Origin of the sequence: Rickettsia monacensis, from assembly GCF_000499665.2 — a bacterium.
GTDB lineage: Bacteria > Pseudomonadota > Alphaproteobacteria > Rickettsiales > Rickettsiaceae > Rickettsia > Rickettsia tamurae.
Genome location: NZ_LN794217.1, coordinates 1,258,846 through 1,279,345, shown reverse-complemented (window position 1 = coordinate 1,279,345; position 20,500 = coordinate 1,258,846). Strand labels below are relative to the sequence as shown.

Genomic DNA, 20,500 nt, shown 5'->3' with positions numbered 1-20,500 from the left:
CAGGAATACATATACCTTTTAAACCCCCACATTAAATATATTAAAAATAAATACTAATTCGTCGGCTATCTCTTTCAGATAATCAAAACGACCGGCAGAACCTTTATGTCCTTTATCCATATTTATTTTTAATAATAATGGATTATTGTCCGTTTTTAGTTCTCGTAATTTTGCTACCCATTTAGCAGGTTCCCAGTAACCTACATGTGGGTCGGATATACCGCAAGTAACGAATAGAGCAGGGTAGTTTTGTGCTTTTACGTTATCATAAGGGGAATATGATTTAATATATTCAAAATATTCTTTCTCTTTCGGATTACCCCACTCATTATATTCCAAGAGAGTTAACGGTAAGCTTTCGTCAAGCATGGTACTCAGTACGTCTACAAACGGTACATGAGCGATTGCTGCTCTATAGATTTCCGGTTTTTCGTTGAGTACGTAACCGATTAACATACCGCCGGCACTACCGCCCATTATTACTATATTGTTGTTACTTGTATATTGCTCGTTAATTAAAGCTCTACTACAGGCTATGAAGTCTTCAAATGTTCTTTTTTTGGTTAAAAACTTAGCAGCTTCATACCAATCATGACCTAGATCATCGCCACCTCTAATATGAGCAACTGCGTAAATAAAGCCACGATCGGCAAGTGTCACTGCTGTATTTCTAAAATTGACAGGCATGCTAATCCCGTAAGCTCCGTATCCCATTAAATATAAAGGATTCGAGCCATCTTTTTTAAATAAAGATTTTTTATAAAACAAGGTTATAGGTACTTTTACATCTGCGAATATTCTCTCGACTTTATACTCTTCCGGATTAAAGCCTGAAGGTATTTCTTGGTTCTTTAATATCGTTAATTTATTGCTATCAAAATCGTAGCTATAAGTGGTATTTGGTCTTGCTAGAGAAGAGTAATTTACTCTGATATCGTCTTCCTCAAAGTTTGTAGAAAAGCTACTTGCTTGGAAACTTTCATCAGGAAAATGCGTTGTGTTTTCTTGTAAATCTTTAAATCGCTTTATTTTAATTAGCGGTAAACCTTGGTCACGATAATTTAAGATTAAATAATTATTTGTAACATCAAAGCTTTTTAAATATTTGTCTTGTTCTTCCTTAATATAAATATCATCCCAGCTAGTATTTTCAAAATTATTTACCGGCAGTTTTATAACATGGAAATTTTTCGCTTTATAATTAGTTTTAATATAAAAATAATCGCCATTATGTTCTATTTCATAGAATATTTTGTTTTCTGCAGCTCGTACTAATTTAGGCGTAAAACTAACATCCTGCATAGAAATTACGTAAATTTCATTTTCATTATAATCACCTGAATTTATAAAAATATATTCACTGCTTGCTGATTTCTCGCAGCTGATAAAATGAAGAGGGGTTTTTACCTCAAATATTAATTTATCCTGAGTCACATCTTCACCTAGATGGTGAAACATTACCTTATCCCAGCGTTGATTCTCATTAATAGTAATATAGAAAAAGCCGTTTAATTGTTCATGCCAAATCACAGTAGGAGCTATATCCGTTACATTATCAGGTAAGTATTTTTGCTCTTTAAGATTGTATATTTTTATATTATATTGCTCATTACCTGTAAAATTAACGCTATAAGCCATTAAATTTTGATCAGGCGATATTGCGACTTTGGCAACATCGGTAAAACCGCCGTTTGGAGCAAGAAGGTTAACATCTAATATTATCTCTTCATGTGCTTCCATACTATTATGCTTTCTGCAATATATCGGATAATTTTTATCGCCTTCTACTCTATGGTAATAGTAATAATCTTTTTTCTTAACATAAACTGACTCATCGTCTAATTTGACCCGTCCTTTTAATTCTTCAAAAATCTTTTCCTTATCCTTTTGCAGATCGGCAAAGAAATTTTCGGTATATTTATTCTCAGCCTTTAAGTAGTCTAAAATTTTAGAATCTTCTACATTTGGCCACTTAGGATCACGCAGCCAGTGATAATCATCGTTTATTGTTGCTGAGTGAACTTCAAAGCTGTAATTTTGTTTGTCTGTTATTGGTGGTTTCATGTTTTTGTTCTTTTTTTTAATGTCATCCCGCGACTCGATCGCGGGATCCAGTCTTTTTTAATTTTTTTCTGGATACCGTGGTCAAGCCACGGGATGACAGAGTGTTAAAATCAAACTAATTAATAGGAATAATACAATAAATATAGCAGTTTGCTGATTATGCCAAGCAGATATTTTACTTAAAATATTATCCCAAATAACCTTAAAATTAAGATATTCTTCCGCATCTTCGTTATTGTCTGCCGTTTCTTTATATTTATCGATACTGAAATAGATAAGTTTTTCGATATATTGGTATAGGTCAAGGTTTATGTTTTCTGTCAAAATGCGTGGTATTTTTTTAAATATTAAAGCTAATAATAGTGAGATTGCAAGGATAACTAGCTTAAAGTTGGCAGTATGTGATATTTGAATAGGGTAGTATAAACATACGCATAAAGTTATGATGCAGAAAGAGAGGTAGAGTAACCCCCTTAACGTCATTACGAGGAAAAACTGTAAGTTTTGACGAAGCAATCCAGTAAAAATAGATCGATTTTTTTCCTGGATTGCCACGCTCCTTTTAGTCGCTCGCAATGACGATAGCAAACTTTCCAACAATAATCCAAATAACACGGTACAAGTTGCTATCTTAGAAAATAGCATTATATTATTCTCGTTTAAAATATTAGCAATTCCATCTTTGATATAAGAAGAGCTAATAGGCAGTATAGATGTATATATCAATATACTAATAACAAATCCGATTAACAAAATAAGATTAATTTGAGCATTCTGAAGATCTTGGTAATTTTTAATATCATACTCATCTTCTATATAAGTGAAATATAAAGCAAATAACCCGTTATATAATATATGTATGAATATAAAGCTTGTAATAAGATAAGCTATATTTGGAGAGTTTATGCTAATAGCCGTTAATATAAAACCAAGCTGTGATACGGTAAGATAACATATCAATCGTTTTAGGTTTTTCTCAATTAGTGAAAATACTAACCCGTAAATGATCATTGATATCCCAAAAAACTTTAATATCTCAAGACCGCTAAATAATTTTAAAATGATAATTAAAGTAACTTTAGTAGTAAAACTAATTAAATATACCACGCCGCTACTTGAAGCTGCAGGATAGCAATTAACCACCCAGCCGTTTACAAAAATAGCCGAGGCATTAATTAAACAACCTGCAAGTATGAATATTGCCGGTAACTCAAAATTATATACTGATTCCGTTAAAGAAGTAAAAGCCGTATTACCTGTTGTTTGAATTAAAAGAGTCATACCGATTAAAATTAGCCCGCTACTGAATAAATGAGTGAGGAAATATTGACGTGCCGGTTTTATCTTTAATTGGTCGCAAAAAATAATTATGCAGGCAAAAATCGTCATGAATTCAAGCGAGATTATCATGGAAATAAAATCAGCTGCAAATACGCATATAGTAGAGGATAAACAGTATAAACTACCTATTAAGCATTCTAATTTTCTATTTTGGGAAATTGTATAAAGATTTAAGATAGTAGTAACAATTAGAAATGCTAGAGCTATTAGCTGATTTTGTAGGTTAAAATCAAACATAAGCTCAAAATTAGTAATCGGAAATGTAAACTTGGTATTTTGAATAAACATTTTAATCTTTAGAAGAAACTGTTAAAACCTCTAGTCTCTGAATTCTTTTAAAGTCTTTTAACATTTAGAGTTAATATCGGAAAACCTTTTGTAATAGCCGTTGCTGCAATAAGCATATCATGAGTTCCTATAGTTATACGTTGTGTGTATAAATCATGAATAATACGTGCATATGTATATACTTTTTCAATACCGAAAGGTAATATAGTAAACAGACTTTTTACATATTCTATAAAAGCTAAACATTTTATACGTTTATTCTCATTATTGACTCTATCTACTCCTATTAATAGTTCAGTTAACACAATAATATAAGCCTGACCGTAATGTGACCATTGCTTAGTACTTACCTTTCCTCTTTCTAAAGCTATGATTATAGAAGTATCAATAATTAATCCCATCTTTCAACCAATTTTTTAATATCTTGTTTAGTATTGCGTCTTATTTCTTCAATATTTTTCATGAATTGATCAGCATCTTCAGGATCAAGATGTGGACCATTTTTAAAGGCTTCCTCTAAGTCTCTTACTGCTATAGAAGGCTTGATTTCTGCAGGCGTAATTCTTGCTACTATACCTTTTTGAACGTCAAAGCTTTCGCCTTTGTAGTAAACTCTATTCATAATATCTGAAAAAGATCGTACAAATTCTGTTGCTCTAATAATTTGTGCCATATTTATACCTTTGATACTTCAAGATTTATTGTACGCTGTGCAGGCTCACCGCTTATTTGACTTCCAACTTTTGAAGTATCAAAGGTATAAATATTATATGATTATATGTAAATTATGTAAATTATGTAAATATGTTTATGTAATATAAGCTAAAAATTCTCTGATTAAGATTTGAATAAAATAGAATAGAGTTACAGCACAGCAGCAAATTATTATACTGATTCGCATAGAGTAGGGGAGTGATTTTATTACACTAGATTCTACCAAAGAAGGTTTATAAATAGAGCTTAATATTTTGAGAAGGTAAAGGCTTGAGAATATGCTACTCGCTATTATGACAATCATAACGATAATTTGATTTTGTTCGCTTGCAGCAAGTAATATTGAGAATTTGCTAATAAATCCGCTAAAGATAGGTATACCGATTAATGATAATGAAGAGATAGATATAATAAAAGAAATTAAAGGAAACTCTTTAGATACTCCGTGTAAATTTTGTATTTGATCGGCTTTCTTTAAACTGTAAATACTTCCCATACTATAAAATAAGCAAATTTTACTAAAAGAATGTGAAACTAAATGGAGTATTGCGGCTCCAAGTGCCTTAGGTGTTAACATAAAAGCACTAAGTAAGGCGATGCTTAGTTGATTCATAGTGGAGTAGGCGAGTATTTTTTTAATATTATCCGTGCCTAGTGCTTTGATTGAGCTGTAAAATATGCTCACTATCGGTATAAAAATTAACCAGTTAAACTCGGCAAATATCATTTGTAAATACGATAAACCGAATATATATAATAGGATTTTGTAAATACAAAATAGTCCGGTTTTAACCACTATTACGGCATGCAGTAAGCTACTAATGGGATAATGTGCAACCATTGCAGCAGGAAGCCACGAATGTACCGGAAAAATTGCAGTTTTAGCAATTCCAAAAATAAACATTAATAATAAAATAATTGACTGGTTTTTAGAAAAATAATTTTCTACTAAACTCCCACTTGCAAAATCCCCGTTACCGACTTTAGTATAAATAATTATCACTGCCGGTAAAAATAATATTGTGGCAGAAATCATCAGAATTTTTAGATATTTATATAACCCGCTAAGTACTATATTATTTTTGGTATGTCCTATTAAAAAAGCTGTAGAAATAGTTAAAAGCTCATAACAAATAAACATCGTAAATAAGTTACTAGACAGAGCAATTAAAATACCGGTTAGAATAGTTAAGTTAAAGAAAAATAAGAATCTAGAAGAGTGTTCTATATTATTAATAGCAAGATATTTTGGAGTGTAAAGTAAAGCACAGATCCATAAAAAACCTATTAAGCTTAAGAAAATAAGCCCTAAAGGTTCAAGATGGAATCCTATAGAGTAATTACTGAATATATTAAATTCAAATCCTGCTCTAATACCTTTTAAAAACAACCAGTCTATAATTAAAATATTACCGAAGAAAAAAATAGCGATAGTAATAAGTAAAAAATTACGTATAAAACTATCTTTTTGTGTGGCATACGGACTGGTTAAGTTTAATGCACCAACTAGCAAAGTTGATAGAATCAAAAGACTCGGAGTAGTAAATTGTGTAATCATGTTTTTCTTTCCCTTGTCACCCCGTGGCTTGACCACGGGGTCTAGAATACAACTTATGATACTAATAATTTAAATATTTTTACTGGATGCCGTGATCAAGTCACGGCATGACACAGTAGTTTTAAAAATTTACTGTGTTTATATTTTTTAATTACTGGATTCCCGCTTTCGCGGGAATGACAATAGTACCATTTTATAATGATAAAATAGTGATCCTACGGAGCTGAGTAAAATTATAACAAAATCTAATAATAGTCTTTGTCTAAATAATAATTCAAGAATATTTATTTTGATAAAAAATAATGGGCTTATAGGTAAGCCGCAACTGCAAATAATAACAATTATTGTTAAAACTTTGTTAGGATTTTTTTTATAGCTTTCATTATAAGCATCTATCAAGAAAAGAGCTATTTTATTTATACTATCTGCAAATAATAAACTTGGTAAAACTATTATACCGCCTTCGGTAACATACAATAGAAATACATAACCTATTTGAGTGAAACATGAATAAATTATAATATTCTTGAAATCTTTTGCCTGGTAAGCAAAATACGGGGCTATAATAAGAGTAGCTAAAGCAATAGGTCTTATAAAGTTTGTAATAGCAGTTTTAATCGTCTCATAGCCTATAATAATATAAGTAAATTTATATATTATATATATTCCTATTATAGTAGAAATCCCTGCTAAATATACTAAAGTGACTGAAGCCGTGTTATTATAAGCTCTCATCATCCAAAAATGCATAGGGAAAAAAGCTGTTTTTAAAATAGCTCCTATTAAGAAAAAACCGATAGCTATATTGATTATACGGGAATTAGTATGTTCTTGCAAATAAGCTGCAACATCATACATATTTAAGCTACCTGTAATGCTCAGCAAAAATCCTATGGCTATAAGAATAAGAGTTGCACCAATACTACCCATTATCAAGTAGTCAAAAGCTCCGATTAAAGATTTTGGATTATTACCTGAGACTATTAAGACATAGCTACTAAGTGCCGAAATTTCTATAAACACATATAAATTAAAGAAATCATTAGTACTAATCATTCCTAAATAGCCCGTATGAGCGAATAATAATATACCGTAAAATAAAGATTTTCTATTATTGTTGATATATTTTAAGATTGTTCGATTAGTAATCTTATGACAAAAAACTAAAAAGAATAATAAAACCAAGTTAAGATAAATAATAATAGCTTGGTTTAGTGAATTTAGCCGATATTCTATTCCTATTTTTGAAGTCCATCCTCCCATGGTGTAAGATAGTTCCGTATTTTGTATAATGCTATATCCATAAACACTGACTAAAAGACTAGATAAAATGCAAACTACGGTAATTACTTGTGCCAATATAGTAAAGCGGAAAGATATTATTGAGAGTAAAGCCCCGAATAAAGGGAATAATATTTGTATGATAGGGAAATGGTTAGTTAGGATCATGGGGCTTTATTCTCCATCGTCATTAGACATCTTTCTAAACTTCGCTTCTAGAGGTAATTTATACGTCGATCCGGTACTCGAATCCTCACGTACGCTTGTGTATGCTGCGATTCGAGGTGAAGTGTCTCCTTTAAATTCCTCTCTATAAGCGAATTTGGAAAGATGTCTATTGCGAGAAGAAACTGCAAGTTTCGACGAAGCAATCCAGTAAAAAATTCTGTAAATCAGAATTTTTTTATTATTTTTGCTGGATTGCCACGCTCCTTGCAGTCGCTCGCAATGACGATTCGGTATCCATACAACAATGCTTTGTGGGGATGACATAAAGGACGGTAAGAATAACATAATCGAATGGGGGAATGACATAATTGAAAAAATCATTTATCAAAATTAATTTCATTTTCTGATATTGTACCAAAATGTTTATAAATTTGATATATTAAACTTAAAGCTACGCTAAGAGTAGCAAACCCAACTACTATAGCAGTTAACATTAATACATGAGGCAAAGGGCTAGTGTAAGTAGTGATGCCCTCTTGTAAAATAGGTGCACCGCCTGTTTTAATTTTTCCGATACTTAAATAAAATACTAACACCGAACTTTGAAAGATTCCAAGCCCGATAATTTTGTGAATATAATTACGACTTGTAAGCATTATAAATAAGCCGCTAGTTAGTAAAATCGAGGCAAAGAAATATATTAAATGCGACATAACATTGTTATACCGTGGCTTGACCACGGTATCCAAAAAAAATTTAAAAAAGACTAAATCCCGCTACAAGCTCAGCGTTGTTGCATGGACATCGAATCGTTATTGCAAGCGACTGTCAAGGAGTGTGGCAATCCAGCAAAAATAATAAAAAAAATGCTAAAAATTAGCATTTTTTACTGGATTGCTTCGTCAAAACTTACAGTTTTTCCTCGCAATGACGGAAAAACTGATCCATGCAACAACGCCTACAAGCTTGCGGGATGACAGTTAATATGCTTTGAAAGACTGATTAAATACGCATGTGACTTTTTTGCCCTTACGTATAGCGAGCTTAGGAAAAACCTGTTCAAGGATCACCATATTAGGATTATCTTGAGCAAGGCGATAATTTACTAAAGATTCTCGAAGTGAATCGTCTACGGCAAAAATACCGGAAATCTCAGCGTTTTTATCCCTAAATTGTAGATAGGTAAACTCGCCGTCATCAAAAATTTTAATAGGAGCTATTTCTTCGCTACCGCTAATATAGTAATTAAAGTTATATTTTTCAGGATGAGTAAGATCGGGACTTGCTAGGGAAGCAGAAAAAGTTTGCATATGACCGCTCATATTGTCATTTTCGTCATCCGGATAAAGAAACTTTACGTTAAAGACCATTTCAGGATCACGAATATCAAGAGTTTCAGCGGCATATAATTCAAAGAAGTAAGTCCGTTTATTAGTAATTAAAGTCATATTAGTAGTAGCATCCGGTTCCATCGGTTTAATAAAAATCCTATGACCGGCAGGTACTATTTGCCATGAAGTAGTATCTCCCATAGAAATACTTACTATTTCCTCATCTCTTGCTAGTTCTATACTTGCTTGATAGCCGTAATATCCTGTGAATTTGAAAACATCGTCAGGGTTATAAGTCATAACTCTTAGACGTGGGTCTCGACCTAGAGGTCGTGATATAGTAAGAGCAAATACATCTAATGTAAGTATTATAAAAGTACAAAATATTATTAGTTGCTTCATATTATTTCTGATTTTTATTCCTTAATAACTTTAGCTTGTAACTAGTAACGGTAAAATTGAACGGCATATCAGGTGAGGTACTTGTACTGATAGAATCCATTATAAATCCGATTCTTGCCTCCCATACCATATTTTCTAAAATTTTACCCGTACTATTTTTTGCCAATGATTCAAAAGTAACAACTGCCTCGTTATCATTTATATTGTTAATTGATAATATATTAATTGAGCGTCTATATAGTTTTTGATATCTTATGACCGGTGATAATGGGTTATCAATATTCATAAAATTGGCAAATTGCATGTAAACAATGCTTGTAGAGCTATTTTTAATAAAGGTAAATTGTTCTTTTAATATATCATAATTATAGTCTTCTCGTTGTTTTACATAATTCTGAAGCATAATATTTGCAACAGAAATATAAGGATTTGCTAATGTTGAATGTTTAGTATTAATAACGGCAGCTTGTTTTTCGTCATCATCTTTTATTAAATAACTTACTTTTTTGTTTATTGGTAGCAATATATTGATATTTATACAAATTAAGGTTAATAATAAGGTAAAAATCGTGCATATTAAAAGTAGAAGACTTCTATGACTTAACGGTAAGATATACTTAAAATTATACCATTTTCTTGCATCAATAAAATATTCACCGGATTTTATATATTCTTGTATTGCGTTGGTTAATGGGTCCATAATTACTAGATTAATATCTAATTTTATTTTAACTCTACCATAATTATTATAATATGATTATGATTTGTTAATTTAATGTTAAGTTTATATTGTTGCTACAATACCAAATATTATTTAACTTTAAAATTAAAATAAATAAATTATAAATTAAAATTATACAATAACAATTATTGATGTTAGTTATTATGTTATACTCGCCCCACTTGAAAAATTGGCGGCAATGTCTTTAATTAAGTCCGCAGGTAGCCAGGTATTAAGTATACGCTCTGCTCCCAAGTTGAACTTCGTATAACTACTCTTTATTTACTTCAGAGTATAATTAGTTTACAATCTTTTTAATATTTTTTTATATTTATAAATAGATTTTTTCAAAAAATGCTTGTGAACTATTGTATAGTAAGGTAATTTTAAAATAGTAACAAGATAATTTAATAATGTATAATTAGAATGTTAAAATCATTAAAGTTTCTATTAGTATTAATTATGCTTGCTCAATTGTTGTCATGTACCCCTTCAGCTCCTTATGAAATTAAAAGCCCGTGCGTTTCTGCTGATGTAGATGATGGATCGAGTTTAAGCGTAAATCCTTGTGTAAGAAGACCGGTTAATTCAGTAAATATAGCATAAAAGTAATAGTTTTACACAATAACAATGTAATAATAAAAATACCTTTGATATGAATAATATATTTGGCTTCTTTAAATCAAGTAACAACTCAAAAAGCGGTTCAGGAGATACACAAAATCAAGAAAGTATTAAATCGGCTAATCCTTTAAAAATTACTCAGAATTGGTATGAAGAGCGATCTGATAAGTTAATTGTTCAACGTAACTTACTTATCATATTAATAATACTACTAACCATTTTTATGGTTATATCAACTTTAGTAATAGCATTTGTAGTAAAATCTAAACAGTTTGATCCTTTTGTTATTCAGCTTAATAGTAATACCGGACGTGCCTCGGTGGTAGAACCTATTTCATCACCGGTGTTAACGGCAGATGAGTCTCTTACAAGGTATTTTATAAAGAAATACATAACGGCACGGGAAACATATAATCCGGTTGATTTTGCGACTATAGCTCGTACGACAATAAGATTATTCTCAACAAGCGGTGTTTATTATAATTATCTTGGCTATATAAGAAATAAAGATTTTGATCCTACGATAAAATATAAAGAAGATAATACTACATTTTTAGTAATAAAATCATGGTCAAAAATCGCAGCAGATAAATATATAGTTAGATTTTCCGTAAATGAAACATCAGGAAGCCAATTAGTTTATAATAAAATAGCGGTAGTAAGTTATGCTTACGTGCCTATGCAATTAACAGATTCAGAACTTGATGTAAATCCGGTAGGGTTTCAAGTTAACGGATATAGGGTAGACGATGACAATAGTTAGATTTTATTTTTTAGTTTTTATATTATTAAGCGGTTTTACAGTACAACGAGAATGTCCGCTTGTAGATGATCCATACAATAGTAGTAGTAATAATTATGTAGATGATTTATCTATAACTAAAGATAATAGGATAAAAACTTATATATATAATCCAAATGAAGTTTATTTATTAGTTTTGCATTTTGGCTTTCAATCGCATATAGAATTTGCTAAAAACGAAGAAATCCAAAATATAATTCTTGGGGATGCTTATGCGTGGAAAATAACTCCTCTGGCAAATAGATTATTTATTAAGCCTCTTGAAAAAGATATCCGTACAAATATGACTATTATAACTAATAAAAGAACATATGAATTTGATATCGCTTCTACGGAACTTATGATGGGTAACGAAAGGGATTTAGTATATGTAATTAAATTTTACTATCCTAAGAAAAATAGTAATTACATGGCAAGGTTTTAGTAGGGTACTGTGTCATACCGTGGCTTGACCACGGTATGACAATTTTTAATATAAAACACTTTAACTAATATAATTTAGATATGGCTGAAGAGCAAAATAACAATAATAATACCGGTTCTTTATCAGGAGCAGATTTTCCTGAAGTACAAAGAGAATTATCAAAAGTTTCAGTTAGCTTTAATAAGAGTATTGTTATAGTAGTCGTAATTTGCGGTATTTTTATATATATTTTTTATACTCTTTTTTTCGGTACTAAAAAAGAAGAAATACCGGAGACTCAGATACCGACTAATATTGTAAAACCTGTTATGGAGGTTGATTATAATATTCCGGAGATTTCAAAGTTACCTGATCCGCCTAAGCTTGAGACGCCCACCGCTCCTCCACTGCCTCCTCCCCCGGTAGTAGAAGTTCCACCGGTCTTACCTCCTACTACTCCTGTAGAAGAGAATAAAGACAAAACTCCATTGCCGCCGATTTCATTGCCTTCGACCCCAGGAACGCTAGTTGAGAGCGATGCAAAGAAGCAACGTCGTGAAGCAAAAAGAAAATCAGCTATAGTGTTAGTTAGTGGTGTAGAGCCTAAAAAAACACCGGAACAGATTACGGCAGAAGCGACCTTTAAAGATCGCGGTGATATGTCTTTGGTTCTCGGACGCGGTAAATTAATTGATGCAGTCCTTGAGACGGCAATAAATAGTGATCTCGGCGGTGAAATAAGAGCCATTATTAGTAGAGACGTATTTTCTGAGAAAGATAAAGTTATATTGATACCGAAAGGGTCAAAAATATTCGGTAAATATGCAACCTCAACTTCGTCAGATAGTTACGGTAGAGTTTCTATAATATGGGATAGAATCGATTTAACTAACGGTTATACTATAGAATTCGACTCACCTGCAGTTGATAATTTAGGTAGACTGGGACTACAAGGAAGAGTTGATAATAAATATAAAGAACAATTTGCAAATGCCGTATTACAATCCGGCTTTAATATAGGTCTTGCTAAAGTTCTTGATAAGTTAGTGCCGCCTCCTATAGATTCGCAGGCAGCAGCAACTAATAGTGCTACAGCCACACAATTGTTAAATACTGCTCAAACTATTGCGTCTAATACCGCTATGGATGCAAATACTAGGATAGTTACAATTTGTACTAATATACTTGCTGCTATTACCGATAAAACTTCGACTGCTTATACTACTATGACTCAAGCATGTACAACAGCACAAACTGCTTCTTCAGCGAATACTGCTGAGCAGAGACTTCAAACCTTAGTACAGGCAGTTAATACGGCAGCTTCAAGTTTGCTTACTACTACCTCTATAGCATCAACTCCGACGCAAGCACAACAAGCTTCTACTCAAGCTTTTATGGATGTGACGAATGTTGTACAAAATATGATAACTCAGCAGCAGTTTAAGCCGACGACAACGATTAATCAAGGTACGCCGGTTAGAATATACGTTAATAAGGATTATAAATTCCCAAAAGCCGTTTTATTAAAATCGAAGGTAATGAAATGAATGAAGAATTTGCAGCTTTAGAGACGTTTTTACTTCCTTTTAAAAATTTATTTGCTGAAGACGGTATTAACGAAATTATGGTTAATAAGCCTGGAGAAGTATGGGTTGAAAAAAAAGGCGATATATATTCTAAGCAAATACCGGAACTGGATAGCGAACATCTACTTTCATTAGGGCGTTTAGTCGCTCAATCTACCGAACAGATGATTTCAGAAGAAAAACCGCTTCTTTCGGCAACTTTGCCGAATGGCTACCGTATTCAAATAGTATTTCCTCCTGCTTGTGAGATAGGACAAATCATTTATTCTATAAGAAAGCCTAGCGGTATGAATCTAACTTTAGATGAATATGCTAAAATGGGGGCATTTGATGATACTGCAACAGAGAGTTTAGTAGATGAAGATGCAGTAATTTTAAATAATTTCTTAGCTGAAAAAAAGATTAAAGAATTTATTAGACATGCAGTTGTTTCAAAGAAAAATATCATAATTAGCGGCGGTACTTCAACCGGTAAAACTACTTTTACTAATGCGGCACTTACTGAAATACCTGCAATAGAAAGATTAATTACTGTAGAAGATGCTCGTGAGGTTGTGCTATCAAGTCATCCTAACAGAGTGCATTTACTTGCTTCAAAAGGAGGACAGGGGCGTGCAAATGTTACCACTCAAGATTTAATAGAGGCCTGTTTGCGTTTAAGACCGGATAGAATTATAGTCGGTGAGCTTCGAGGTAAGGAAGCTTTTAGCTTTTTGCGTGCTATTAATACAGGTCACCCCGGTTCAATATCAACTCTGCATGCCGATAGTCCCGCTATGGCTATTGAGCAGTTAAAGCTTATGGTTATGCAAGCAGATCTTGGTATGCCGCCTGAAGAAGTAAAGAAGTATATTTTAACCGTTGTAGATATCGTTGTGCAGTTAAAACGCGGTAGCGGTGGGAAAAGATATGTTTCGGAAGTATATTATAAGAAGAACAAGAACGCTGAGGGGATGGTGTAGACTCGTTTAATTTGGAAAAGAGCAAGGCGTTTCATATTTTTTGACCGCAGCAGCGTACATACTATAGTACGTTTGCTCTTTTCCAAATTAAACGAGTCTACCGTTTTCTATGCAATATGCATAGGTGTTAGTTTAAGGAGCGATGTCATACCGTGGCTTGACCACGGTATCCAGAAATATAACTAAAAATATTAACAATGTTAGTATTTTTAACTGGATTCTGCTATAAGTTTGCGAGATGACATTAAAGGTTACTGGATTCCCGCTTCCGCGGGGATGACATCGGCAGTTTAGTAGGAATATTAACAATATTAAGTGATAAGTAAAAACTAGGAATATCAATTCATGGAATGGCATAAGATACTTAAAGTTACTAGGAATATATTCGGTCATGCTATAATTCATCCGGTTGTTATTTTTTGTACCATTTGGATAAGCGGTGCATTTGTTGCAATTTTTACTAATGAGGTTGGAGCTTTAGGTGTAGATATAAATGCTATAAATATTGCTTATAAGTGGGCTTACTGGCTTATTAACGTTTGGGGGCAGTTAAAAATTGCCGACTATAATTATTTAAAATTGAAGCTACTTGCATCTCTTCTTGGTCCCGCTATTATTGTTATAATATTTTACATTAAAAATTTTGAAAGAATAAAATCATTACAATTTTTTGAGCAACCGGAAAAAGTATATGGAGATGCTAGCTGGGCTAATCCGTCAGATATAGAGGCTGCTGGTCTTAGATCCAAAAAAGGTATGTTAATAGGTGTTGATGCCGGTGGATATTTTGTTGCAGATGGGTTCCAGCATGCTTTATTATTTGCTCCTACAGGTTCAGGTAAAGGTGTGGGTTTTGTGATACCTAACCTGTTATTTTGGAGTGATTCGGTAGTAGTACACGACATCAAGCTCGAAAACCACGGTTTAACAAGCGGTTGGCGTGAGAAACAAGGTCAGAAGGTTTTTGTATGGGAGCCTTCTAATCCCGACGGTATTACGCATTGTTACAATCCGATTGATTGGGTTAGTACTAAGTCTGGGCAGATGGTTGATGACGTGCAGAAAATTTCAAATCTTATAATGCCGGAAAAGGATTTTTGGAATAACGAAGCACGAAGTTTATTTTTAGGTGTAACTTTATATTTAATAGCCGATCCTACTAAAACTAAATCTTTCGGTGAAGTAGTGCGTACCATGAGAAGTGACGACGTAGTTTATAATCTAGCGGTCGTACTCGATACGCTTGGCGGTGTAATACATCCTGTTGCATATATGAATATTGCTGCGTTTTTGCAAAAAGCCGATAAAGAGCGTTCGGGTGTAATATCTACAATGAACTCATCGCTTGAATTATGGGCAAATCCGCTTATTGATTCAGCTACAGCATCTTCTGATTTCAACATACAAGAATTTAAAAAAGTAAAAACAACCGTATATGTAGGGTTAACACCCGATAATATACAGCGTTTACAAAAATTAATGCAGGTGTTTTATCAGCAGGCGACAGAATTTTTAAGCCGCAAAATGCCGGATTTAAAGGAAGAGCCGTATGGGGTAATGTTCTTACTTGATGAGTTCCCGACACTTGGAAAGATGGATACTTTTAAAGCCGGTATAGCTTATTTTAGAGGTTATAGAGTTCGGTTATTTTTGATTATTCAAGATACGCAGCAGTTAAAAGGAACATATGAAGATGCAGGGATGAATTCTTTCTTATCTAATGCAACATATCGTATTACTTTTGCTGCTAATAACTATGAAACGGCAAATTTAATATCGCAGCTTGTCGGTAATAAGACGGTAGAACAAAGATCATTTAGTAAACCTTTATTTTTTGACCTTAATATTTCTACTAGAACCCAAAACGTTTCTCAAGTTCAAAGAGCTTTACTTTTACCTCAAGAAGTAATACAGTTACCTAGAGATGAGCAAATTGTTTTAATAGAATCTTTTCCGCCTATAAAATCTCGTAAAATTAAATATTACGAAGATAAGTTTTTTACTAGTAGATTATTACCGCCGACTTTTGTACCTACTCAAGTACCTTTTGACCCTAGGGCAAATAAAAATAATAATGAGGCTTCTGAAGAGACCGAAACAACAACTGCTCCGGAAAATAATGAGTAAGATCCAAAAATGCGTTCAGCGATTATTGATATCGGTTCAAATGCTTTAAGAGCTGTAGTTTATGAAAGTGATGAGCTTGGAGCTCCGGAAATTTTTAATTATAAATTTAGAAATTATCTTACAAATTTACTTAATTTAGATAATTTAGACGTAAAACATCAAACATATTTATCTCTACAATATCTTATCCATATTTTTACCAAACTGTTCGTTACTAATATTAGATGTGTTGCAACAGCTATACTTAGAGGGCATCCTAAAGCGGATGAATTCAAAGCTATAATTAAAAAGAGATTCAATATTGATATTGAAATTATCTCAGGTGAACGTGAAGCTTATTTAACTGCTGCCGGATTAATTTCCGGTATTAGTGATGCTTTCGGTATTGTAGCCGATCTTGGCGGTGGAAGTCTTGAGCTTGCACAGATTGGAAATAAAAAAGTCGGTAAATTAAAATCATTGCCGCTTGGTACAAAAATTATTGCTAGTAGCAATTTTGGTGATATTGGGCTGATTACTAAAATGCTAGAGGAGGAATTTGGAGCTGCACATTATCCTAATTTATATTTAATTGGCGGTGCATTACGTCTAATGAGCCGTATATATATGGAGTCTATAAATTATCCTCTTAAAAATTTACATAATTTTGAAATAAATCGTGTAGAGTTTGAGTTATATTTAGATAAATTATCGCAAATCGATAAATTAAAGCTAAGTTATTATGAGCAGAAAGCCATAAATTATAATGCAGTTTTAGTAATAAAGGCGATGATTAAGGTATTTTCACCGGAAAAAATTATTATCTCAAATTACGGTTTAAAAGAAGGAGTAAGATTTGACTCGTTGCCGTCTCATGAAACAGAAAAAGATATTATTTATGAGAGGGTAAAGAGATTAGTAAAATTTGATAGAAATATATGTAAAATTGAAAAATATATTGAAGCAGTACAATATCTTTTAATTAATTCCGATGCCACGACTCTTATTATTATTGAACTCGCTATAATGCTAGCACAATATAATAAAAATATTGATAAAACGCTCAGAGCAAATTTTGTTTTGGAATTTATATTATCTTCAGACATTCCTTTTAGTCATAGACAGCGTCTTATGCTAGGTATTGCCCTTACAGTTACTTATACTGCTAAAACTGACATGCAGATTAATAAAATAGCTAAGAAAATGATTAGTAAAAGTGATTATTACAACAGTCATATAATCGGTTATTATATAAAAATTGCTAGAGAAATTGATGGACCGGAATTTCAAGAGCCTTCTTTTTCGATTAAATTAAAAGACGATAAATTTTTACAAATTAATGCTTCAAATATCTTGCCTAAACAAGTTTTTGAAAAGGTTTGTGAACGTTTAAAAGATATAAGTTTTGCTAGAAAAAATATTAGTTATAATTTTAGTGATTAGGTACGTATGGTTACCATGTCGTTCCTGCGAAGGCGTTGTTGTGTGGGTCACTTTTCAACGTCATTGCGAGGAAAAACTGTAAGTTTTAACGAAGCAATCCAGTAAAAAATGCTAATTTTAGCATTTTTTTATTGTTTTTTTTTGGATTGCCACGCTCCTTTTAGTCGTTCGCAATGACGATTTGGTATCCATGCAACAACGCTTTTATGCATTATTAATTACGTTCCATCAAATACGTCACAATTATATTCCTTTGTACATCCTATAATAGTAGATTCCATTTTAGGAACTATGTGTCTCTCCCAAAAATTTGCCAGCGGTTGAATTGTATCAATAATACGTGAATCTTCGATAGAATGTAATAAATTATCTAACCCCGATTATGGATAAGGAATAGAGAGGAAGGAAGGTTACAAGAGTTATTAAACCTTATATAAATAGGGCACTGAAGGAGTAAAATAAAGGTTTAATAACATGTGTAAATATACTACAATATTTTGTATAGTAGATAAATTTTGTAAAATTTATGAGAAATGGGTAAAACATCAATTGCTGAAAAGTAATAAGCAAAGATTTAGAGAAGGTAAGCTTTCCTTAAGTGAAGAACTCTCAATAATGATTTTTACCATTTTAGTGCATATAAACATTTAAAAGCTTATTACCAAAACTTTATTATTAATGGTAATTTGTTCAGGAATCCACCTTGTTATGAGAGATTTGTTCAGCTTATTCCTTCATTATTTCTGCCATTGATTGTGATGTTACATTACTTAAGTGGGAAAAGAACGGGAATTTATTATGCAGATTCCACACATTTTGCAGTATGTAAAAATATCAGAATTAATTCTAACAGAACTTTTAATAATCTTGCAAAAATGGGACGTAGTTCTGTCGATTGGTTTTTTGGATTCAAGCTTCATATGATAATCAATGATAAGGGAGAAATTATTGCTGTTAAAATTACCAAAGGTAATGTTGATGACAGAATTGCATTTGAAGCAATGGTTATCAAAAAGGTCTAAAAGGTAAGTGTTATGATGATAAGGGGTTTATTTCAGAAAAAATGTTTACAAAACTTTATAAGCAAGGTTTAATAAAAATTACCGGAATAAGAAAGGATATGAAAAACTATTTATTACCTCTTTTGGATAAAATCCTTTTAAGGAAGAGATTCATTATCGAAACCATTTTTGGCTACATAAAAGAGAATTTTAATATTACTCCTTCCAGACATCGATCACCTATTAATTTTTTTACTTCTCTATTCTCTGCTCTTATTGCTTACCAACTTAAACCTAATAAACCATGTATTTCTTATCCATAATCGGGGTTATAATACAAAATTTTAATTGTAATTCTCAAAATAACAGTTCTTATTTATATGATAATCGAGACCGTGATAATTGGTAAATCAGAATTAATTGCTGAAGATGAAAAGACAGATTCTTACAGCTTTACCTCTGATCCGATTACCAATAAAGTCCAAGCGGTTATAACTAATTACGATAAACCTAAATATCGTATAATTGATAATGCTATTAGAGATGATATTAAATTCCTTGAGGTCTTAAATTTAGGGGAATTAGAAATTATGCATCGTACAGTAGATGACAAAACTTGGTTTGTAATGTTTTATAGTGATACCCGCCCTACTAAATGTTATAAATATGATAGGAAAAACAAAGAAGTAAAACATTTATTTGCACGTTATAAAGCATTAGAGCAATATTCTCTATCTCCTATGAATCCGGTAATTATTAAATCTAGGGACGGTTTAGATTTAGTTAGTTATATTACTTTCTCTAAAAATACTGAGTTAAATAAGCAAATTTATCCAAAGAATCCATTACCGTTAGTACTTTTAGTGCATGATGGACCTGATCAAAGAGATAAATGGGGTATGAACACCAATCATCAATGGCTTGCAAATCGTGGTTATGCGGTTCTAAGCGTTAATTTTAGAGGCTCGGAAGGATTCGGAAAGAGGTTTTTAAGTAGCGGTTACGGAGAATGGGGGCAGAAAATGCAAGACGATTTAATTGATGCCGTTAACTGGGCTATTAAAAATAAAATAGTCGAACCTAAAAAAATTGCTATTATGGGAGTCGGTTACGGTGGATATGCGGCACTTGCCGGATTAACTTTTACGCCTGAGCTTTTTGCTTGCAGTGTGGATATTGCCGGTCCACCTAATTTAGCAACAATTTCAAATTACTTTATTTAAGATGCTCGTTTAGATAGGCTAGATAAAGTAAAATTGAGTCTTTAAACGGCTGAGAAATTATACCGGTACTCTCCATTAACGCACGTTACTAATATCACAAAGCCTTTACTTGTAATGCAAGAAGCAAAAGATACAAGAGTGCCGCAAGCTGAATCGGACCAAATGGTAGAAGTAATGAACAAGCATAATATTCCGGTAATTTATACTTTATATAAAAATGAAACACATTTCTTTTTAAATGAATCAAATAAACTTTCCTTTTATGCTATTGCAGAACGGTTTTTAGCAAAACATCTCGGAGGGAGGTTTGAACCCTTTGATAATGAGGTTTTAAATAATCCTAATTTAGTATTAAACGGTAGCACTCCATCCGAAAAATTGTTAGAAGATTTGCTAAATAAATAAGCTTAAGAGCCTGTTCACGATCTTAATTTTAAAGCTAATTAAAATCTTTTTAGCTGCAAATTATAAGATTTTTTTGA

At 32.2% G+C, this 20,500-nt stretch carries 18 protein-coding genes and 2 pseudogenes; 10 read left to right on the top strand and 10 right to left on the bottom strand.

Translation table 11 applies throughout. The annotated features are described in order from the left end of the window. Positions 1-18: 18 nt before the first annotated feature. The 10 genes and pseudogenes from RMONA_RS06710 to RMONA_RS06660 all read right to left on the bottom strand — a co-directional run bounded on the left by RMONA_RS06710 (position 19) and on the right by RMONA_RS06660 (position 9,847). Entirely contained in the window at positions 19-2,064 is a 2,046-nt protein-coding gene (locus tag RMONA_RS06710; RefSeq protein WP_023507994.1) for a S9 family peptidase, read from the bottom strand. Between the two features lie 81 nt (positions 2,065-2,145). Then, the gene (locus tag RMONA_RS06705) at positions 2,146-3,693 is read right to left on the bottom strand and encodes a proton-conducting transporter transmembrane domain-containing protein (RefSeq protein ID WP_023507995.1); all 1,548 of its coding nucleotides are present in this window, start codon (positions 3,691-3,693) and stop codon (positions 2,146-2,148) included. Between the two features lies 1 nt (position 3,694). Then, positions 3,695-4,094 (bottom strand): annotated as a pseudogene (vapC, locus tag RMONA_RS06700) (ribonuclease VapC). Next, positions 4,085-4,366 carry a type II toxin-antitoxin system antitoxin VapB gene (gene vapB / locus RMONA_RS06695; protein WP_023507997.1) on the bottom strand — a complete coding sequence of 94 codons (282 nt, stop codon included), beginning with the start codon at positions 4,364-4,366 and terminating at the stop codon, positions 4,085-4,087. The pseudogene vapC and the gene vapB overlap by 10 nt, the downstream one beginning before the upstream one ends. A gap of 135 nt (positions 4,367-4,501) precedes the next feature. Further along, positions 4,502-5,965, bottom strand: coding sequence for a proton-conducting transporter transmembrane domain-containing protein (locus RMONA_RS06690; RefSeq protein WP_037231599.1), 1,464 nt, complete (start codon positions 5,963-5,965; stop codon positions 4,502-4,504). A 147-nt stretch (positions 5,966-6,112) separates the two neighbouring features. Continuing rightward, a complete protein-coding gene (locus RMONA_RS06685) occupies positions 6,113-7,414 on the bottom strand; it encodes a proton-conducting transporter transmembrane domain-containing protein (RefSeq protein WP_023507999.1) in 1,302 nt (433 codons plus the stop codon). 6 nt (positions 7,415-7,420) lie between these two features. Continuing rightward, on the bottom strand, positions 7,421-7,759 hold the full coding sequence (locus RMONA_RS09450) for a palindromic element RPE1 domain-containing protein (RefSeq protein ID WP_242402815.1): 339 nt from the start codon (positions 7,757-7,759) through the stop codon (positions 7,421-7,423). 32 nt (positions 7,760-7,791) lie between these two features. Beyond that, positions 7,792-8,127, bottom strand: a complete 336-nt coding sequence (locus tag RMONA_RS06675) for a Na+/H+ antiporter subunit C (protein WP_023508001.1) — start codon at positions 8,125-8,127, stop codon at positions 7,792-7,794. Between the two features lie 267 nt (positions 8,128-8,394). Further along, entirely contained in the window at positions 8,395-9,147 is a 753-nt protein-coding gene (gene virB9, locus RMONA_RS06665) for a P-type conjugative transfer protein VirB9 (protein ID WP_023508002.1), read from the bottom strand. Between the two features lies 1 nt (position 9,148). Beyond that, a complete protein-coding gene (locus RMONA_RS06660) occupies positions 9,149-9,847 on the bottom strand; it encodes a VirB8 family type IV secretion system protein (protein WP_023508003.1) in 699 nt (232 codons plus the stop codon). 447 nt (positions 9,848-10,294) lie between these two features. Here RMONA_RS06660 and RMONA_RS06655 point away from each other — a divergent pair, with 447 nt between their 5' ends. From RMONA_RS06655 to RMONA_RS06610, 10 genes and pseudogenes are all read left to right on the top strand, one after another. Beyond that, on the top strand, positions 10,295-10,474 hold the full coding sequence (locus RMONA_RS06655; RefSeq protein WP_023508004.1) for a DUF2706 domain-containing protein: 180 nt from the start codon (positions 10,295-10,297) through the stop codon (positions 10,472-10,474). A gap of 49 nt (positions 10,475-10,523) precedes the next feature. Continuing rightward, on the top strand, positions 10,524-11,255 hold the full coding sequence (locus RMONA_RS06650; protein WP_023508005.1) for a VirB8 family type IV secretion system protein: 732 nt from the start codon (positions 10,524-10,526) through the stop codon (positions 11,253-11,255). Beyond that, positions 11,242-11,718, top strand: coding sequence for a TrbG/VirB9 family P-type conjugative transfer protein (locus RMONA_RS06645; protein ID WP_023508006.1), 477 nt, complete (start codon positions 11,242-11,244; stop codon positions 11,716-11,718). The genes RMONA_RS06650 and RMONA_RS06645 overlap by 14 nt, the downstream gene beginning before the upstream one ends. A gap of 80 nt (positions 11,719-11,798) precedes the next feature. Further along, positions 11,799-13,244 carry a TraB/TrbI/VirB10 family type IV secretion system protein gene (locus RMONA_RS06640; protein WP_023508007.1) on the top strand — a complete coding sequence of 482 codons (1,446 nt, stop codon included), beginning with the start codon at positions 11,799-11,801 and terminating at the stop codon, positions 13,242-13,244. Beyond that, positions 13,241-14,245 (top strand): P-type DNA transfer ATPase VirB11, encoded by a 1,005-nt coding sequence (virB11, locus tag RMONA_RS06635; RefSeq protein ID WP_023508008.1) that lies wholly within the window; start codon positions 13,241-13,243, stop codon positions 14,243-14,245. Before RMONA_RS06640 ends, virB11 begins: the two co-directional genes overlap by 4 nt. A gap of 345 nt (positions 14,246-14,590) precedes the next feature. After that, a complete protein-coding gene (locus tag RMONA_RS06630; protein ID WP_023508009.1) occupies positions 14,591-16,372 on the top strand; it encodes a type IV secretory system conjugative DNA transfer family protein in 1,782 nt (593 codons plus the stop codon). 9 nt (positions 16,373-16,381) lie between these two features. Continuing rightward, positions 16,382-17,794, top strand: a complete 1,413-nt coding sequence (locus RMONA_RS06625; protein WP_023508010.1) for a Ppx/GppA phosphatase family protein — start codon at positions 16,382-16,384, stop codon at positions 17,792-17,794. A gap of 758 nt (positions 17,795-18,552) precedes the next feature. Further along, positions 18,553-18,816, top strand: coding sequence for a transposase (locus RMONA_RS11035; protein ID WP_023507103.1), 264 nt, complete (start codon positions 18,553-18,555; stop codon positions 18,814-18,816). A 41-nt stretch (positions 18,817-18,857) separates the two neighbouring features. Beyond that, positions 18,858-19,118 (top strand): transposase, encoded by a 261-nt coding sequence (locus tag RMONA_RS11030; protein WP_023507102.1) that lies wholly within the window; start codon positions 18,858-18,860, stop codon positions 19,116-19,118. Positions 19,119-19,175: 57 nt separating this feature from the next. Beyond that, positions 19,176-20,423 (top strand): annotated as a pseudogene (locus tag RMONA_RS06610) (alpha/beta hydrolase family protein). Positions 20,424-20,500: the final 77 nt, after the last annotated feature.

Excerpts from the sequence above, each read along its gene's own strand:
- RMONA_RS06710 (WP_023507994.1), bottom strand. The coding sequence starts at position 2,064 with ATGAAACCACCAATAACAGACAAACAAAATTACAGCTTTGAAGTTCAC.
- RMONA_RS06705 (WP_023507995.1), bottom strand. The coding sequence starts at position 3,693 with ATGTTTATTCAAAATACCAAGTTTACATTTCCGATTACTAATTTTGAG.
- vapB (WP_023507997.1), bottom strand. The coding sequence starts at position 4,366 with ATGGCACAAATTATTAGAGCAACAGAATTTGTACGATCTTTTTCAGAT.
- RMONA_RS06690 (WP_037231599.1), bottom strand. The coding sequence starts at position 5,965 with ATGATTACACAATTTACTACTCCGAGTCTTTTGATTCTATCAACTTTG.
- RMONA_RS06685 (WP_023507999.1), bottom strand. The coding sequence starts at position 7,414 with ATGATCCTAACTAACCATTTCCCTATCATACAAATATTATTCCCTTTA.
- RMONA_RS09450 (WP_242402815.1), bottom strand. The coding sequence starts at position 7,759 with ATGTTATTCTTACCGTCCTTTATGTCATCCCCACAAAGCATTGTTGTA.
- RMONA_RS06675 (WP_023508001.1), bottom strand. The coding sequence starts at position 8,127 with ATGTCGCATTTAATATATTTCTTTGCCTCGATTTTACTAACTAGCGGC.
- virB9 (WP_023508002.1), bottom strand. The coding sequence starts at position 9,147 with ATGAAGCAACTAATAATATTTTGTACTTTTATAATACTTACATTAGAT.
- RMONA_RS06660 (WP_023508003.1), bottom strand. The coding sequence starts at position 9,847 with ATGGACCCATTAACCAACGCAATACAAGAATATATAAAATCCGGTGAA.
- RMONA_RS06655 (WP_023508004.1), top strand. The coding sequence starts at position 10,295 with ATGTTAAAATCATTAAAGTTTCTATTAGTATTAATTATGCTTGCTCAA.
- RMONA_RS06650 (WP_023508005.1), top strand. The coding sequence starts at position 10,524 with ATGAATAATATATTTGGCTTCTTTAAATCAAGTAACAACTCAAAAAGC.
- RMONA_RS06645 (WP_023508006.1), top strand. The coding sequence starts at position 11,242 with ATGACAATAGTTAGATTTTATTTTTTAGTTTTTATATTATTAAGCGGT.
- RMONA_RS06640 (WP_023508007.1), top strand. The coding sequence starts at position 11,799 with ATGGCTGAAGAGCAAAATAACAATAATAATACCGGTTCTTTATCAGGA.
- virB11 (WP_023508008.1), top strand. The coding sequence starts at position 13,241 with ATGAATGAAGAATTTGCAGCTTTAGAGACGTTTTTACTTCCTTTTAAA.
- RMONA_RS06630 (WP_023508009.1), top strand. The coding sequence starts at position 14,591 with ATGGAATGGCATAAGATACTTAAAGTTACTAGGAATATATTCGGTCAT.
- RMONA_RS06625 (WP_023508010.1), top strand. The coding sequence starts at position 16,382 with ATGCGTTCAGCGATTATTGATATCGGTTCAAATGCTTTAAGAGCTGTA.
- RMONA_RS11035 (WP_023507103.1), top strand. The coding sequence starts at position 18,553 with ATGTTACATTACTTAAGTGGGAAAAGAACGGGAATTTATTATGCAGAT.
- RMONA_RS11030 (WP_023507102.1), top strand. The coding sequence starts at position 18,858 with ATGTTTACAAAACTTTATAAGCAAGGTTTAATAAAAATTACCGGAATA.